This is a genomic window from Streptomyces speibonae, assembly GCF_984686075.1.
The window spans coordinates 4675479-4691454 of record NZ_OZ480260.1; the positions used below are offsets into that span (position 1 = coordinate 4675479).

Annotated in this window: 15 protein-coding genes; 6 read left to right on the top strand and 9 right to left on the bottom strand. The window is 72.8% G+C overall.

The annotated features are described in order from the left end of the window. Positions 1-4: 4 nt before the first annotated feature. Complete coding sequence (locus AC5L3C_RS21270) at positions 5-1858, bottom strand: DUF8823 domain-containing protein (RefSeq protein WP_493650338.1); 1854 nt, start codon at positions 1856-1858, stop codon at positions 5-7. A gap of 129 nt (positions 1859-1987) precedes the next feature. After that, positions 1988-4693, bottom strand: a complete 2706-nt coding sequence (locus tag AC5L3C_RS21275; RefSeq protein WP_493653961.1) for a D-alanyl-D-alanine carboxypeptidase — start codon at positions 4691-4693, stop codon at positions 1988-1990. Between the two features lie 533 nt (positions 4694-5226). Here AC5L3C_RS21275 and AC5L3C_RS21280 point away from each other — a divergent pair. From AC5L3C_RS21280 to AC5L3C_RS21290, 3 genes are all read left to right on the top strand, one after another. Further along, positions 5227-5979 carry a GOLPH3/VPS74 family protein gene (locus tag AC5L3C_RS21280; RefSeq protein ID WP_493650339.1) on the top strand — a complete coding sequence of 251 codons (753 nt, stop codon included), beginning with the start codon at positions 5227-5229 and terminating at the stop codon, positions 5977-5979. Between the two features lie 291 nt (positions 5980-6270). Beyond that, on the top strand, positions 6271-7128 hold the full coding sequence (locus tag AC5L3C_RS21285) for a helix-turn-helix domain-containing protein (RefSeq protein ID WP_493650340.1): 858 nt from the start codon (positions 6271-6273) through the stop codon (positions 7126-7128). A gap of 249 nt (positions 7129-7377) precedes the next feature. Then, positions 7378-7569 (top strand): DUF397 domain-containing protein, encoded by a 192-nt coding sequence (locus AC5L3C_RS21290; protein ID WP_125505849.1) that lies wholly within the window; start codon positions 7378-7380, stop codon positions 7567-7569. Positions 7570-7654: 85 nt separating this feature from the next. Here AC5L3C_RS21290 and AC5L3C_RS21295 read toward each other — a convergent pair whose 3' ends face one another. The 3 genes from AC5L3C_RS21295 to AC5L3C_RS21305 all read right to left on the bottom strand — a co-directional run bounded on the left by AC5L3C_RS21295 (position 7655) and on the right by AC5L3C_RS21305 (position 10121). Beyond that, positions 7655-8539 (bottom strand): MerR family transcriptional regulator, encoded by an 885-nt coding sequence (locus AC5L3C_RS21295; RefSeq protein WP_493650341.1) that lies wholly within the window; start codon positions 8537-8539, stop codon positions 7655-7657. A gap of 64 nt (positions 8540-8603) precedes the next feature. Then, a complete protein-coding gene (locus tag AC5L3C_RS21300) occupies positions 8604-9113 on the bottom strand; it encodes a glutathione peroxidase (RefSeq protein WP_493650342.1) in 510 nt (169 codons plus the stop codon). A 9-nt stretch (positions 9114-9122) separates the two neighbouring features. Further along, complete coding sequence (locus AC5L3C_RS21305; protein WP_493650343.1) at positions 9123-10121, bottom strand: ArsR/SmtB family transcription factor; 999 nt, start codon at positions 10119-10121, stop codon at positions 9123-9125. A 79-nt stretch (positions 10122-10200) separates the two neighbouring features. Here AC5L3C_RS21305 and AC5L3C_RS21310 point away from each other — a divergent pair, with 79 nt between their 5' ends. Further along, complete coding sequence (locus tag AC5L3C_RS21310; protein WP_493650344.1) at positions 10201-11388, top strand: MFS transporter; 1188 nt, start codon at positions 10201-10203, stop codon at positions 11386-11388. Here AC5L3C_RS21310 and AC5L3C_RS21315 read toward each other — a convergent pair. Both AC5L3C_RS21315 and AC5L3C_RS21320 read right to left on the bottom strand, forming a co-directional pair. After that, positions 11366-11761 (bottom strand): hypothetical protein, encoded by a 396-nt coding sequence (locus AC5L3C_RS21315; RefSeq protein WP_493650345.1) that lies wholly within the window; start codon positions 11759-11761, stop codon positions 11366-11368. The genes AC5L3C_RS21310 and AC5L3C_RS21315 overlap by 23 nt on opposite strands. Positions 11762-11801: 40 nt before the next feature. Next, on the bottom strand, positions 11802-12971 hold the full coding sequence (locus AC5L3C_RS21320) for an esterase-like activity of phytase family protein (protein ID WP_493650346.1): 1170 nt from the start codon (positions 12969-12971) through the stop codon (positions 11802-11804). Positions 12972-13048: 77 nt separating this feature from the next. Between AC5L3C_RS21320 and AC5L3C_RS21325 the strand changes: the two genes are divergently transcribed. Continuing rightward, a complete protein-coding gene (locus AC5L3C_RS21325; protein ID WP_493650347.1) occupies positions 13049-13528 on the top strand; it encodes a GNAT family N-acetyltransferase in 480 nt (159 codons plus the stop codon). 62 nt (positions 13529-13590) lie between these two features. Here AC5L3C_RS21325 and AC5L3C_RS21330 read toward each other — a convergent pair whose 3' ends face one another. Beyond that, the gene (locus tag AC5L3C_RS21330) at positions 13591-14289 is read right to left on the bottom strand and encodes a nucleotidyl transferase AbiEii/AbiGii toxin family protein (protein ID WP_493650348.1); all 699 of its coding nucleotides are present in this window, start codon (positions 14287-14289) and stop codon (positions 13591-13593) included. A gap of 109 nt (positions 14290-14398) precedes the next feature. On the opposite strand from AC5L3C_RS21330, the gene AC5L3C_RS21335 reads away from it, so the two are divergent. Continuing rightward, a complete protein-coding gene (locus AC5L3C_RS21335; RefSeq protein WP_493650349.1) occupies positions 14399-14893 on the top strand; it encodes an HIT family protein in 495 nt (164 codons plus the stop codon). On the opposite strand, the gene AC5L3C_RS21340 is transcribed toward AC5L3C_RS21335, so the two are convergent. Further along, positions 14877-15818, bottom strand: a complete 942-nt coding sequence (locus tag AC5L3C_RS21340) for an XRE family transcriptional regulator (protein ID WP_493650350.1) — start codon at positions 15816-15818, stop codon at positions 14877-14879. The genes AC5L3C_RS21335 and AC5L3C_RS21340 overlap by 17 nt on opposite strands. Positions 15819-15976: the final 158 nt, after the last annotated feature.

Here is a 15976-nt window from a genome sequence, read left to right on the forward strand (position 1 = left end):
CCCGTTACCGCCACTCCTCCGGACACGGCGTCCCCCGCTGCCCCCACTTGTACGGCGCGGCCAGCCGATACGTCCCCGGCTCCGGAGCGACCAGCACCGTCCACTGGTCCCCGTTCGCGTCCTCCTCCGTCTCCATCAGACACCCGTGCACGTTCTCGAACGTCGGGTCCTCCCCCTCCGCCCGCTCCCGCGACTCCTCCGTCTCCTGCGGCGCCTCCAACGCCGTCCCCTCCGCATCGACCAGCGCCAGCCACGGCGAATACGGCACCCGGACCAGGATCCGCCCCGCCTTCTCCACCCGCAGCGTCCACTCCCCCTGCTCGGCCCGCTCCACGACCGTGTTCGGCTCCGCCAGCGGCGTCGGCGCCTCCACCGCGAACAGCTGCCAGTTCGCGTCGCCCCAGATCTGCGTGAGATACGGCAGCCCGCGCTGCACCAGCTCCCGCTCCCGCTGGCCGCCGTCGCCGTCCGGCTCGTCCTTCGGCAGCACCACGTAGTGCACGCCCCAGCGCTTCAGCCACTCGTGGTAGTTCGCCGAGTTGAGGGTGTCGTCGTAGAAGAGCGGGTTGCGCTCCATGTCGGCCTGCCGGTTCCAGCCCCGCGCGAGGTTGACGTACGGCGCCAGCGCGGACGCCTCACGGTGCGAGCGGGCCGGGACGACCTCCACGCGGCCCCGCTCGGCGCCGACCTCCTGGAGCTCGTTCACCAGCGGCGCCAGCTCGCGCGCCCAGGAGGCGCGCGGGGTGGTGTTCACGACGTCGTTGACCGACTTGACGCCGATCCAGCCGAAGAAGCCGACGACGGCGAGGGCGAGCACGTACCACTTGCGGGACTTCGGCACCGTGTACGGCAGCGCCGTCACCAGCACCACACCGCCGAACAGCATCGCCAGCCGCGTCATGTTCGACCCGATCTGCGAACTGATCAGCCAGACCAGCACCACGCCCAGCCCGTACACCGCGGCCGTGATCCGTACGGTCCGCCACTCGCGGGGGACCAGGACGTACACCAGGATCGAGTACAGCAGCGGGAGGATCACCGAGCCGACGCCCATCGGCTGCGTCCCCGAGAACGGGAACAGCCACGCCGACACCGCCACCACCGCGCTCGGCGCCAGCCCCAGGGCCCACGCCCCCGGCCGGCGCTTCTGCAGGAACAGCGCCACCGCCACCAGACCCACGAAAAGCCCCGCCACCGGCGAGGCCATGGTCGCCAGCGCCGCGAGCAACGCCGCGCACAGTGCCTTCGCCCAGCGCTTGTAGCGCCAGCGGTACGGCCAGCAGAAGACGACGGCGACCGCGCCCAGCGCGAACATCGTGCCCAGGCCGTACGTCACCCGCCCGGAGGCGGCGTTGCACAGCAGTGCGAACACGCCCGTGAGCGCCGCCCACAGGGGGTTGCGCACCGCCCGGCTCCGTATGAGCACCAGCGTCAGCAGCCCGGCCGCCACGGTCCCCGCGATCATCATCGTCGTCCGCACCCCGAGCACGGACATCAGATACGGCGACACCACGCTGTACGACACCGGGTGCATCCCGCCGTACCAGGCGAGGTTGTACGCGGAGTCCGGGTGCCGGCCGACGAACTCGGCCCAGGCGTCCTGCGCCGCGAGGTCGCCGCCGCTGTTGGCGAACGTGAAGAACCAGACGAGGTGGAGCAGGCCGGCGAGGCCGGTGACGGACAGCACGGGGTGGCGCAGCATGCGGGCGCGCACGGCCAGGACGGAGGCGGACCTGAGGACACCGGCCGGGCTATCGGCGTCCTCGGCGGGGTGCTGTGCTCCGGACACCGGTATTCGCGGACCGGGTCCCGGACCGGGATCGGCGTCGTCGGCGCGTGTCGGCTCCGCTGTGGCCACCTTCAGGCACTCCCCGTATCCGTTCCTTGCCCGTTCGCTGTCCGTTTCGTGACGCTAGCACGCACCCCGCCGGCCGTCGCCCGGGTGGGCGGAGGCCGACGGGGTGCGGTGCGCTGCGCCCGGTCCGTCTCAGGTGATACGGGTCAGCTTGTCCGTGAAGCCAGGCTCCACGAGGTCCTCCTGGAGGGCGACCGGGATCTTGACGGCGGTGCTCGAGCCATCACCCACCGTGAGAGTGCCCACCTTCGTGCCTGCCTTCGCCTGGTGCGGCACCTCGTCCGGGGCGAACGTCAGCTTCACCTCCAGCCCCGCCCAGCCGACGGCCTTGACGTCCTTGGTGGCGACGACCGGCGTACGGCCGCCCAGCCCGTCGTCCACATACCCGACGACGTCGCCCTTCTTCAGGATGGTCGCCGCCTCCAGCGCGTCCTGCGCGGCGCGGATCAGCTGGTCGCCCGCGGTGAGAGCGGCGGACAGGATGGTGTTGTCCGTGCCGCCCGCGGGCTGGCGCACGACGGCGCCGACGATCGTGCGGGTCTCCCCGTCGACGTCCTTCTTCGCGGCGAACACCAGGTTGCCGAGCGCGGAGGTGGTGGTGCCGGTCTTGATGCCGACGACGTTGTTGCGGCCGACCAGCTGGTTCCAGTTGGAGTGGTTGGTGCCCTTGTAGTCGTCGTACGACATCATCGCGGCGACCTCGCGGAAGGCGGGCTGCTTCATCGCCTCCCTGGCCAGCTTCACCTGGTCCACGGCGGTGCTCACGGTGGTGTCGTTCAGCCCCGAGGGGTCGGTGTACGTCGTGTTGGTCATGCCGAGGTCCTTCGCGGCCTCGTTCATCTTCGCGACGAACTCCTTCTCGGACCCCGCGTCCCAGCGGGCCAGCAGCCGCGCCACGTTGTTCGCGGACGCGATCAGGATGGCCTCGATCGCCTCCCGCTGGGAGATCTCGTCGCCCGCGGTGACGTCGACGGTCGACTCCTGCCCGGCGTCGGACTGCTTCTCCGCGAGGTCGTCGATCTTGATCATCGGACCCTCGGCGCCGCTCTTGAGCGGGTGGTCGCGCAGGATCAGGTACGCCGTCATGACCTTGGCGACACTGGCGATCGGCACGGGCTTCTGCTCGCCGGACGAGCCGAACGTGCCGATCCCCTGCACATCGAGGGCCGCCTGTCCGTCGGCCGGCCACGGGATCTCGGGCTTGCCGCCCTCAAAGGTGAAGCTGTCCTGGGCGGTGAGCTCCAGACCCGGCTCGGGGAGCGGGCGGAAGTTCTGTGCGACCGCGAAGATGATCAGGACGAGCAGGACCAGCGGCGTCCAGATCTTGACCCGCCGCAGGGCCGTGCGCAGCGGGGTCTGCGGGGGCGGCGGCGTGTTGGTGAGCTCGGCCAGCAGGTCCAGCGGCGGCTTGGGCGGCAGGGGCTGCTGCGTGGTCCGCTCGGGGCCGACCTGCGGGAGCACGCCGGTGGCCTCGGCGGCCGGGGGCGGCACGGTGCCGGAGGGCTTGCGGGCGGCCGGGTCGTCGAGCCCCTTCAGCGCGACGAACTTGCTGGTCCGCTCGGCCTCGGCGGCCGTGGCGCCCTGGTCGCCCAGCTTGAGCATGGTGGTGGGCTGGTCGACGGACCGCTGCCGGGTGCGGAACACGGCGGTGGGCTGATCGACGCCGGGGCCCTTGCCCGCGCCGGCGTCGCCGCTCTCGGGGCTCTTGCCGGTCGCTGCCGCACCGGCGCCTCCGTCGTCCGGGGCGGCGTCCCCGTCGGCGGTGTCGTCGGCGTCCGAGGCGTCCGCGCGGGCGGTCCCGGTGCCCTCGGCGGCGGTGTCCGCGCCGCCGTCCTCGTCCCCGGTCCGCTCCTCCGAGGCGGACGCGGGCTCGGCCCCGGCGTCGGGCGCGTCGCCGTGCGCCCGGTCGGTGTCGGTGTCCGTGCCGCTCGCGGCTGCGTCGTCGGCGTCGTCCGCCGTGGTGTCCGTACCCGCGCTGGTGGCGTGCTCGGGGCCTTCCGCGTCGTCGGCGGCGTTTGTGTCCTCCCGGGCGTCGGGCGCGTCGCCGTGCGTCGGGTCGGCGTCGGTGTCCGCGCTGCCCGCCGTGGTGTCCGTACCCGCGCTGGTGGCGTCCTCGGCGTCTTCCGCGTCGTCGGGCGTGTTGTCGGCGGCGTTCGTCTGCTCCCGGGCGTCGGGCGCGTCGCCGTGCGTCGGGTCGGCGTCGGTGTCCGCGCTGCCCGCCGTGGTGTCCGTACCCGCGCTGGTGGCGCCTTCGGCGTCTTCCGCGTCGTCGGGCGTGTTGTCGGCGGCGTTCGTCTGCTCCCGGGCGTCGGGCGCGTCGCCGTGCGTCGGGTCGGCGTCGGTGTCCGCGCTGCCCGCCGTGGTGTCCGTACCCGCGCTGGTGGCGCCTTCGGCGTCTTCCGCGTCGTCGGGCGTGTTGTCGGCGGCGTTCGTCTGCTCCCGGGCGTCGGGCGCGTCGCCGTGCGTCGGGTCGGCGTCGGTGTCCGCGCTGCCCGCCGTGGTGTCCGTACCCGCGCTGGTGGCGCCTTCGGCGTCTTCCGCGTCGTCGGGCGTGTTGTCGGCGGCGTTCGTCTGCTCCCGGGCGTCGGGCGCGTCGCCGTGCGTCGGGTCGGCGTCGGTGTCCGCGCTGCCCGCCGTGGTGTCCGTACCCGCGCTGGTGGCGCCTTCGGCGTCTTCCGCGTCGTCGGACGTGTCGTCGGCGGCGTTCGTGTCCTCCCGGGCGTCGGGCGCGTCGCCGCGCGCCCGGCCGGTGTCGGTGTTCGCGCCGCTCGCGGCCGCGTCGTCGGCGTCGTCCGCCGTGGTGTCCGTACCCGCGCTGGAGGCGTCCTCGGCAACGATGTCCGCCGCCTCCGTGTCGCGGGACGCCTCGGCGTCCGGCTCCGCCGTGCGGACCCACGCGGCGACCGCCTCGCGCAGCCGCCCCTCGCCCTCCGGGCCCGGAGCGGCCGCGTCGGCGCGCACCGACAGTACCCGGGTGGCCGTGTCGGACGTGCCGCCGCGCTCCGGGGGCTCCGACTCGCGGGCCACCGCCAATCGGGGATCCCGCTCGGCGGGAACCGGACCCGCGCTCCCCGACGTCGTTTCTGTCGACGACTCGCGCTGCTTCGTCCTGTCGGGGGACTCGCCCGCCACCGATGCCTCCTCCATGCGCCGCACGCACCGCGTGCGCCATCCGAACCGTGAAATCGCCCGCCCGCGACAGCACCACGCGGTACTGTCCGAACCCTGTACCAGTGTCCTGGGTGCGGGCCCACCCCACGCGGTAGACGAGAACGACATACCTACCGGTTCCACTACGAACAGGTCACGCACCCTCGACAGACCAATGTGAGAGGGGTCACCCTGTCATTCATCCACGCGGGGAGGCATGGATGGGCAGGAGCCGCAGAACACTTCCGGAGGAGCTTCTGCTGCTGGCATTGGACCCGACCACGGGTACCACTGCACAGCCGCAGTCGCTCGACCTCGGTCTGGCCGGAGCACAGCTAGTGGAGCTGGCGCTGGCCGGACGGATAGCCCCAGACGGGGATCGTATCGCCGTGGTGGTGCCACGGCCGACTGGAGACCCAACACTGGACTGCGCGTTGGAGTTGCTGCGGAGGCGCGGCGCTCCGGTACGGGCGGTCCACTGGATCGGCGGGCCGCGTCTCGGGCTCCGCCAGACCTACCTCTCGCATCTGGAGCGGTGCGGCATGGTGCATGCCGTGGCCGGACAGATGTGCGGGGTGCTGCCGACGACTCGCTACCAGGCGACGGACACCGAGATCAGCCGGGAAATCAGGGCCCGGCTGGACTCCGCGATCCGCACCGGCGTCCCGCCGGACCCGCGGACCGCGGCGCTCGCCGCACTGGCGCACGCGGTGGGTCTCGGCAAGCACCTGTACCCGGGGAACGAGGGTCGCTCCTCGCGCTCCCGGTTGCGGGATCTGATCCGGCACGACCCGATGGGCGGACTCGTGGCGCATGCCGTGATGGACGTCCAGAACGGTGCGGCTGCCCAGCCGCGCCGCAGCTCCGCACCGGCGGGCCGGCAGGCCCCCGGCGGCAGGGGCACGACGGAACCCGCCCGAGGCGTTCCGACGCAACCCCGCCGCGGATCCATGGCACGTGCCGTGGCCCACTGAGCCGTACGTCCCCCAGGGCCCAACGGCACGGCACGCCGCGGATCCGCGGCACCGCACGACCCGGTCACGGGAGCCGCTGTCCGAGCGGGGCGGAGAGAACACACCGGTTCTCTCCGCCCCGCTCGGCGCGCCCCCGCCCGGCACCAACACCCGCCACCGGCACCCGAAGTGGCGTGTACCCGTCGTATATCCCCCGTTTTCCAGCGGTGGGAAGCACCTTGGTGGCAATCTGCTCATCAGCAGACACGCAAAGTGGCAAGTACGAGGCACGCAGCCGGAGGTGCACGTCCCGTGGCGTCCAATGTCAATCCCACCGTCAGGCGACGCCGGCTGGGCCAGGAGCTGCGCAGGCTCCGTGAGCTCAAGGGCATGACGGCCGAGGAGGTGGCGGAGCGGCTGCTGGTCTCGCAGTCGAAGATCAGCCGCCTGGAGAACGGCCGGCGCAGCATCAGCCAGCGCGACGTGCGCGACCTGTGCGGGGTGTACGAGGTCGAGGACCAGCGGATCGTCGACTCGCTGATGCAGATGGCCAAGGACTCCCGCCAGCAGGGCTGGTGGCACGCCTTCGGTGACATCCCGTACAGCGTCTACATCGGCCTGGAGACGGACGCGGAGTCGCTGCGTGTCTACGAACCCCAGATCATCACCGGGCTGTTGCAGACCCGCGCGTACGCCGAGGCGATCGTGCAGGGCGGTTCGCCGGAGTCGTCCGAGCAGGAGAACGACAAGCGGGTCGAGGTCCGGCTGCGCAGGCAGAGCCGGATCACCGCGGAGAAGGATCCGCTGCGGCTGTGGGTGGTGCTCGACGAGGCGGCGCTGCGGCGGGTCGTGGGGAGCCGTCAGGTCATGCGCGAGCAGCTCGAGCACGTCATGGAGCTGTCCCAGCAGCCGCACATCACCGTGCAGGTGCTGCCGTTCGAGGTCGGTGCGCACGCCGGCATCAACGGCCAGTACTCGATCCTGGAGTTCTCCGACGCGGCCGATTCGAGCGTGGTGTACATCGAGGGCGTCACCAGCGACCTGTATCTGGAGAAGCCGCACGACGTGCAGAAGTACACGGTGATGTACGAGCATCTGCGGGCGCAGTCGCTGAACGTGGAACAGTCCCGTCAGCTGGTGGAACGGCTCGCGAAGGAGTACGCGCGCTGAGGTGACGCCGGGGGTGCGGCCGGATGCGGGGCCGCGTGCGGGGCGGAATCTTACACCGTGGGGATGTGAGGTGGTAAGTCCCACAGTGAATATGCCACCCGGTCGAGTGAACGACCGCTCCGGACGATGAAGGTGACGAGTAGCGTCGATCACGCCAACCGGCAGCGAGGGTTGGCGAAATCCGATCTGCGGTCCGTGCCGGATGCGCAGGCCGGTGACAGCAACTCAGCATCTGGCTACGGAGCGAACATGGCAATTCGTCTGGGCACCACGGAAACGTGGACGACGTCCTCCTACACCAACAACAACGGCGCGTGCGTGATGGTCAGGTCGACCACCGAGACCGCACTGGAACTCGGGGACACCAAGGTTCCCGAGGGGCCGAAGCTGGCCTTCCCCGCGGACGCGTGGAGCGCCTTCGTGGCCTCGGTCAAGGACTGACGCCGCCGTCACGGGCACCGTCGGAAGGGCCCTCTCGACCAGTTCGCCGTCCTAGCCGAGAGGGCTCCGCCGGTGCCCGGCCGGGTCAGCCCCCGGCGGGCGGCCCCACCGGGAAGGCCACGTCGCACACCGGGTCGTCGGGACCCGCGGCCGGCCAGTCCCCGAAGTACACCTCCCGGCAGGGCCCCGTCGGCGTCAGCCCCTCCGTCGCCATCCACCCCTCCACCGCCTCGAACGCGGCCAGGATCTGCGGATGCGCCACCTGCGCCTTGGTGATCCGGGTACGGGCCAGCCGCAGCGCCGGCTCCACCCGCACCCGCGCCGCGAAGGCCCTGCCCCCGGCCTCGGCCCAGGCGCGTGCCGCCGCCTCGTCGGCCACCGGGACGCACGCCTCCGCCGGGCCGTCGCTCTCCATGGACACCTCGGCGTGGTACGCCACGAACGGCGTCCCCGCCACGCCGCCGCACTCCCCGGCCGCCTCCACCAGCCGGCCCAGCGACGACCCGATCCACGCCGGCAGCTCTTCCGGCGTCACATGCCGTGACTCGGTGATCAGCACCTGCGCCGGCACGTCCACCGTGTCGACCACGAACTTCCCGTACATCTCGGAGCTCCTCCCCGACAGCCGTCCACGGAGGTACTCGGCGAGCGTCCGCCGCCCGGCGTGCCGTGCCTCGACGTCCGCCCAGTACGCGGCGAGCCGCTCGGCCCGCGCCGCACCGTCGTCCGCGTCGAGCACCTCGGCGATCCGGGCGAGCGGCATGTCCAGCTGGCGCAACAGCGCCACCAGCCGGGCCCGTTCGATCTGACCGGCCCGGTAGAAGCGGTACCCGGTGGCCTCGTCGACCCGCGCCGGGGCCAGCAGCCCCCGCCGGTCGTACAGCCGCAGCGCCTTGGCCGAGAGCCGGGCCCGCGCCGCGAACGCCCCGATGGGGAGCAGTTCCTCGTCCACGCCGCCATCCTCCGTCACCGGGCGGCTCTTCCGCCCGGTGGGAGGAACGCTCGTCCCTGCCCCAGGGGCAAGGTCAAGGCGCTCAGCCGAGCGCCTTCTCCACGGCCGCCACGAGCTCCGCCGCCTCCGGCTCGGTCTGCGGCGAGAACCGGGCGACGACCTCGCCGTCCCGTCCGATCAGGAACTTCTCGAAGTTCCAGCGGATGTCCCCGGTGTGTCCCTCGGCGTCGGCGAAACCGACCAGCCGCTCGTACAGTGCGTGCCGCCCCTCCCCGTTGACCTCCACCTTCTCGGTCATCGGGAAGGTCACGCCGTACGTCGCCGAACAGAACTCGGCGATCTCCTCAGCGGTGCCCGGCTCCTGGCCCAGAAACTGGTTGCAGGGCACGCCGAGCACGGTGAAGCCCCGCTCCGCGTACTGCTCGTGCAGCCGTTCCAGCCCCGCGTACTGCGGGGTGAGCCCGCACTGGGAGGCCACGTTCACGACGAGCACGGCCCGGCCCCGGTACTGGGCGAGGTCCGCCGGGCCGCCGTTGAGTGCGCCGATCCCGACGCCGAGGGGAGAAGTGCCGTTGTTCTTCGCAGTCGTCATGGGCCGACCCTAGCTCCGGACCGCGCCCCGCTCCCGAGGCGGCCCCGCCTCGACGAGGACCTCCCCGGACGCCGTGCGCACGTACAGCACCGACCGGCCCGCCCTGCCGCACCGCTCCACCAGCCCCGCCTCCCGCAGCACCCGCAGATGCCGGCCGACCGAACCCAGCCCCTGCCCGGTCACCGCGACGAGCTGACTCGTGCTCATCGGGGAGCCGAGCAGCATCAGCACCCGTGCCCGCGCGGTCCCCAGCAGCGCGCCCAGGCCCGCCGGCACGGGCTCCCCGTCACGGTCCCCGGCCAGCGCGCCCGCGCACGGGTACACGAGCGCGAACCGCCGTGTCCCCTCCGCCGCCACCCAGCCCACCCGCTGCGCGGTCACCGGCACGAACAGCAGCTCCGCGCCGGAGATCTCGCGCGGCGGCAGCTCGTGCGCGTTGACCTGGAGCCGGTTGCCGCCGAGCCAGCGCGTCCCCGGCCGCAGCGCGTCCAGCACCGTCGCCCAGCCGCCCCGGCCCACCTGCGCCACCCGGGCCACCACATCGGCCTCCAGGACCCGGCGGCGCCGTGCCCAGTACGGGCGTACGGCGTCCTCCCAGACGTGGGTGAGCAGGTCCGCGGCGCGCTGTGCCAGGTCGTCGCGGTCCAGCGGGGCGGGGAGCGGGGCGCCGCCCAGGGAGACGCCCAGCTGGGCGCGGGCGTCGGCGGGCGGGACCGCGCGCACCCGCTCGACCTCTTCCTCGAAGGTCTCGCCGCCCCGCGGGGTGACGGTGACGAAGTCCGCGATCCACACCCTGCCGAGCGCGGACGGCACGAGCAGCGCGGTCACCGGGTCGGCGGCCAGCCGCGCCCGGTAGGCGGGCAGATGGGCGTCGAGCCACGCCCGCTCCCCGGGGTGCGCGGCCCGCGCGGCGTGCAGCAGCCGCAGGCTCGCGAGGGTCTCGGAGAGCGGCGAGAGCACGAACCGGCTCCCGGCGAGGGTGTCCGCACTGATCTGCCACCAGCCCACGACCGCGCCCGCCTCCCCGTCGTTGCGCTCCTGCGCGAAACATTACCGACCGCCCCCACGCCCTCCCCACACTCCGCGCATGCGCAGCTACCGGGACCTCTTCCGCACCCCCGAGTTCACCCCGCTCTTCCTCGCCGCCTCCGTCCAGACCCTGGCCCGTACGACGAGCGGCCTGGCCCTGGCCACGCTCGTCCACCGGGAGACCGCCTCGCCCCTGCTGTCCGCGCTGAGCCTGTTCGGCCCGTCCCTGGCGCACGTCCTCGGCGCCACGCTCTTCATGTCGGCCGCCGACCGCCTCCCGCCGCGCGCCACCATGACCTGCTCGGCGCTCGCCTTCGCCACGGCCACCGCCGCGCTCGCCCTGCCCGGACTGCCCGTCACCGGGATCTTCGCGATCCTCCTCGTCAACGGGCTGATGGCGTCGGTGGGCGGGGGAGTGGGCTGGGGCCTGCTGAACGAGATCCTCCCCAAGGACGGCTATCTGCTGGGCCGCTCGACCTTCAACATGATGAACGGGATCACGCAGATCACCGGCTACGCGACCGGCGGCGTCCTCATCGCCGTCCTCTCGCCCCGCCCGTCACTCCTGATGGCCGCGGCCCTCTACCTCACGGCCGGGCTCATCGCCCGCCTCGGCCTGACCCGCCGCCCGCCACGCGCGGTCGGCCGCCCCTCGGTGCGGGCCACCTGGCAGGCCAACGCCCGGCTCTGGTCGTCCCCGCCGCGCCGCCTCGTCTACCTCGGCCTGTGGCTCCCCAACGGCCTGATCGTCGGCTGCGAAGCCCTCTACGTCTCCTACGCCCCCGACTCCGCCGGCACCCTCTTCGCCTGCGCGGCCGTGGGCATGCTGGCGGGCGATGTGGCGGTCGGCCGGCTCATCCCGCCCGACCGCCGCCGACGCCTGGCCGCCCCGCTCCTGCTGCTCCTCGCCACCCCGTACGTCTTCTTCGTCCTCCAGCCGCCCCTGCCGGTGGCGGCCGCCCTGGCCACCGTGGCCTCGGCGGGCTTCGGAGCGAGCCTGGTCCAGCAGGAACGCCTGATGTCCCTCACCCCGCCGGAACTCTCCGGCCACGCCCTGGGCCTGCACTCCTCCGGCATGCTCACGATGCAGGGCACCGCCGCGACCCTGGCGGGCGCCCTCGCCGAACTCACCTCACCCCCCACCGCGATGACCACCCTTGCCCTGACCTCAGCCACAGTGACCCTGCTCCTCACGGCGACCGCCCGCCACCACTCACGCCGGTCTACCGAGCCGGCACCTTCGTGAGCACCAGGGACCACGAGTCGTCCGGGGTGCTGAACTCCACCGTTCCCCGACCGCTGGTGTAGAGCTGGATACCGGAGAGCCCGCCGACGCCGCGACCGGCGACTTCCAGATAGACGAAGTCGCTGGACGAGTCGCTGTCGACGAACGTCCACCGGCCGCTGAAGTCGGCCGGGCCGGAGTCCGAGTCCGTCGACACATCGGTGGCGGCGAACGTCCCGTCGGACGCGAGCTGGATCTCCCCGCCGGTCGCGTCGTCGCGGTAGGTACCGGGCAGTTCCTCGGTATCGACCGAGTGCGAACACCCCGAGGTGAGCACCGCGGAAGCGGTCAGTGCCGCGACGAGCCACCGACTGCCTGTCCCCCTGATCATCATGGGCCCCAGCGTAAGGGCGCCCGCCGGGCCGGGACCGCGGTCAGCGGATACCGAGGGCGACGATCTGGGTGATCGCCTCCTCGGCGAAGTTGTCATCGCTGACGAGGAGCAGCAGTCGCTCACCGGAGGGCAGGTCGGGACCCCATGTCATGCCTTCGGTGTTGTCGACGGCGGACAGGCCCAGTGTGTCGAAGTCCGCCACGAGCGTCTTGCGCATCGGCACGACCGGCCGTCCCGCCAGGGAGTCGATCTCCTGGACGTCGGTCGCCCCTCGGGTGGTGGCGTCGAAGAGGCGGATCTTGTAGCCCGCGCCGGCGACCCAGGTTCGTTCGAGCACCAGGTAGCGGTCGGGCCGGCCGGGGAACGCGAGGATGGACGGGACGCCGGTGTCCGGGCCCCACGGGCTGTCCGGGTCGTTCTCGGCGAAGATCTTCTCCAGCGGATAGGCGAACTGCCCGAGCACCCGCCCGTCGCGGCTCTGCCGCGTGACGCGGACCAGCGCGCCGTGGTTCACATCGGGTTCCGGGCCGTCCTGGAGGAGCGGGCCCTCGATCGCGCTGGTGACCACCGTGCCCTTCGAGCCGAAGGTGATCGCCTCGATCGCCTGGTTCCGGCGCGGGCCGCGCTCCTCCATCGTGATCTCGTAGTTCGACGGCAGCCGCAGTTGTCCGAGGTGGCCGCCGGTGGGCGAGGCGTACTGGATGGACGGCTGCACCACCGGCGGGCCCGCCACCTTGGGCCGGTCGCCCTCCTGCGCCCACCAGTAGGCGCAGCTGAGCGGGTCGACGCGGATCTCCTCCGGGTCGACGGTCTTGCCGTCGCCCAGGGTCGGATCCGAGTAGAACGAACCGTCGGGCCGGCGGAAGGGATGGGTGCCGGTGAAGTCGACGGCGTGCACACCGCCGGCGTCCACGTCCAGCCTGGCCGTGTAGAAGCGGGCGGGCTGGAGGTACGAGCGGTCGTCGCTGATGAAGACGTACTCGCCGGTGCACGGGTTGCGGTCGATGCCGGAGAAGCCGCCGACGGTGGTTCCCTGGAAGGCGAGTTTGTGCGGAACGGTCCTTTCACCGAGCAGGCGGGCCTGGGCGACGGGATCCGGCGCCGGCGCCGGCACCGGCTCGCCAGGTCGGGCCGCGGCCACGGTGGGGGCCAGGGGCGAGGCCAGTAGCAGCGCTACGGCGCACACACCGCGTGTCAGAGAAGAACTCACCGGAGGATCTTGGCCCGTGACGGGCCGAGGCACAGTCGCCCAATCGGGTAAGGCTGCTCCGTAGTAGCCTCTATGTCATGTCGCCCATTACATGGACGTCCGGCGCGGTCGCCGTACGGCAGGCAGTCGCCCAGGACGCCAAGCGGCTCACGCGGCTCGTGCGCAGGTCGCGCGCCTATGAGGGGCCCTACGCGGCGATGGTTACCGGATATCGCGTGGGCCCGGACTACATCCGGACCCACCGGGTCTTCGTCGCCGTCGACACATCGGATCCGGCGGGGCGGGTGCTCGGCTTCTACGCGTTGGTCCTCGCGCCGCCGGAGCTCGACCTGTGCTTCGTCGCGGACGCTGCGCAGGGCCGTGGCATCGGGCGCCTGCTCGTGGAACACATGAAGGCCGAGGCGCGCACGGCGGGAGTCGACCGCGTCCGCGTCGTGTCCCACCCGCCCGCCGAGGGGTTCTACCGCGGCCTGGGCGCACAGGCGACCGGAACCGTCGCCGCGAATCCGCCCGCGGTGATGTGGGACCGGCCCGAGCTGGAGTTCCTGATCCCGTAGATCCCGTACGTTTTGATCCCGTAGCCGCCGCCGGCACCGGCTTGCCCGGCCGCGGAACCCGGCTACCGGTCCTCCTCCGGAACTCCCCCCTCCAGCAGGCGCTCCGCGATGTCGTCCGCCCAGGTCTGGGCCCACCGGCGGAGGTTCTCCACGGCCTCGGTGTCGAGGCCGTGGGCGCGGAACTCGGCGTCGTCGAGCCATTCCGTGCCGGTCAGGCGGGACTGGAGCTCGGTGAGGTCGAAGGTGTCGGGGGCGTGCCGCCGGCCGAGCTCCTCCAGTTCGACCGGGCTCCACCGGTCCGCCACCGCGTGGACGTCGACGAGGTCACGGGGCAGGCCCCGGTCCGCCAGTGCCCGGACCGACGTACCGGTCAGGTCCTCCAGGGACAGCGCCGGACCGGCCGCCGTCTCCACCGCCGGCCGCCACAGCACCTCCTTGCGCAGGTCCACCTGCCACCGCGCCCCCGACGCCGGGTCCCGGACGAGCAGCCGCGCCGCCAGCGGATCGACGAGCGGCACCTCGGCCGACCACCCCCGCCGCTCCAGCCCCGACCGCACACCGTCGGCGATCTCCGTCATGTCCGCGGGATGCTCGGTGGCCAGATCCACCCCCCGGCTGACCCGGTCCGCCACCAGCCCGTGCGCCCGCACGGCGTCCCCACCGGCCAGCACCAGCCCGTACGGCGCCCCGACGGCCACCACATCACCCACCAGCCGCCCACGCACGGCACCCGCATCCACACCGACCGGGGCTGAACCCATGCCCCGATTATCCCCGCCGGCCCACTTCTCCACGATCGGGTGACGCCGCTCCTCAGTAGCGTTCCGGTCGACGTGCTCTGACCGGCCGCGCGCCGGTAGCGTCCCGGGTATGCGGGACGACTGGCGGGCGGACCGGATCGGGGCCGCGTTGGCGGGGGAGAATCCCACGGTGATGCGGCGACTGGGGGCGGGGTTCGCGGTGATCGGGGACGTGCAGTTCCTGCCCGGGTACTCGGTTCTGCTGGCGGACGACCCGGGGGTGGGGCGGCTGTCGGACCTGCCGCGGGGGAAGCGGTCGGCGTTCCTGTCCGACCTGGACCTGCTCGGCGAGGCGGTCGAGCGGGCCTGCGGGCGGCTGGACCCGGCCTTCCGGCGGGTCAACCTCGAGATCCTGGGCAACAAGGACCCGTTTCTGCACGCGCACGTCTGGCCGCGCTTCGACTGGGAGCCCGCGGAGCTGGTGACCGGCCCCGTCTGGCTGTACCCGCGTGAGCGGTGGAGCGACGAGCGGCATCGCCTCGGGACGCGGCACGACGCGATGCGGGCGGCGATCGGGGAGGAGCTGGACCGGCTGCGACCGGCGGTGGTCAGTTCTCGCGGATGACGTAGAGCTGGTCGCGTGTGTCCGCGCAGGGTTCCATGACGGCTTCGGTGCCCTCGGTCGCTTCCTTGCCGCTGGTGCCGACGCAGCGGCCGTCCGGTGTCGCGCGGAACCGGAAGGCGTCCGAGTCGTCCGGGCCGGGCTCCAGGGTGAACAGCGTCGCCCCGGTGCAGTCGTCGCGCGGCTCGATCATGCCCTTGACAGGGCCGCCGTCCATGACGGCCAGGCAGCCCTTGCCCATCTCCGGATGGTGCCACTGCACCCGGTACCGCGCCTCACCGGCCGGTTCGAGGTAGGTGCGCGGCACCGGGGCCTGTGCGCAGGGCACGTGCGCGGCCACCGCGCTGTCGTAGGCGCCGGCCCGGTCCCGTCCCTCCGTGAGGCACAGGCCGGTGTCGTCGGCCGGGTGGATGGTGACCCACCCGTCGGCCGGGGCCGCCGCGTCGGACCCGTCCCCGTCGGGCAGCAGAGCCCACGCGCCGACGGCGAGCAGCGGAAGCCCCAGCGCGGCGCCGATCAGCGTCAGGCGCCGGCGGTTCCGCGGAAGCCTCAGGGGCCTCGGGGGCTCCTCCTGCTCCATGGGCTCCTCCGTCGGGGGCGGGGCGGCGGGCACGGCGGACGGCGCCGCCGCCGGCTCCGGTTCTGGCTCCGCCTCGGCGATCCGCTCCCTCGCCGCCAGCCAGACGTCGACCCGCTCACCGTCCCCGCAGGCGCGCACGAACGCCGCCAGGACCTCCGGCCGGGGCAGCCCGGTGCGCCGCAGGACATCGGCCAGGGTGCTGCGTGCGAGCACCTCACCGTTGCGGGCGGCCCGCTCCTCCAGCTCGCGGTACGTCAGTCCCGACAGCTCCTTGAGCTGCTTCATCACCTCGACGAAACCGGCGGCATCCCGTGCCGCGTCGGGAGACAAGTCACGCGGGTTCCCCATGCGGCCATCCTGCTGCGGCCGTTGCATGTTCTACAACGTGGAAATCCGCCATGCCGCACGCACACCGGTCACACCGTTCACACCGGACGCGGGCTCGGGACCACGACGTCCCCCACGTCACAGTCCCTTGCCCGGCCGGCCGACTCCCACCCTGCCGA

Coding starts and splice junctions, on each gene's coding strand:
- AC5L3C_RS21280 (WP_493650339.1), top strand. CDS start 5,227: ATGGGCAGGAGCCGCAGAACACTTCCGGAGGAGCTTCTGCTGCTGGCA.
- AC5L3C_RS21290 (WP_125505849.1), top strand. CDS start 7,378: ATGGCAATTCGTCTGGGCACCACGGAAACGTGGACGACGTCCTCCTAC.
- AC5L3C_RS21300 (WP_493650342.1), bottom strand. CDS start 9,113: ATGACGACTGCGAAGAACAACGGCACTTCTCCCCTCGGCGTCGGGATC.
- AC5L3C_RS21310 (WP_493650344.1), top strand. CDS start 10,201: ATGCGCAGCTACCGGGACCTCTTCCGCACCCCCGAGTTCACCCCGCTC.
- AC5L3C_RS21315 (WP_493650345.1), bottom strand. CDS start 11,761: ATGATGATCAGGGGGACAGGCAGTCGGTGGCTCGTCGCGGCACTGACC.
- AC5L3C_RS21325 (WP_493650347.1), top strand. CDS start 13,049: ATGTCGCCCATTACATGGACGTCCGGCGCGGTCGCCGTACGGCAGGCA.
- AC5L3C_RS21330 (WP_493650348.1), bottom strand. CDS start 14,289: ATGGGTTCAGCCCCGGTCGGTGTGGATGCGGGTGCCGTGCGTGGGCGG.
- AC5L3C_RS21335 (WP_493650349.1), top strand. CDS start 14,399: ATGCGGGACGACTGGCGGGCGGACCGGATCGGGGCCGCGTTGGCGGGG.
- AC5L3C_RS21340 (WP_493650350.1), bottom strand. CDS start 15,818: ATGGGGAACCCGCGTGACTTGTCTCCCGACGCGGCACGGGATGCCGCC.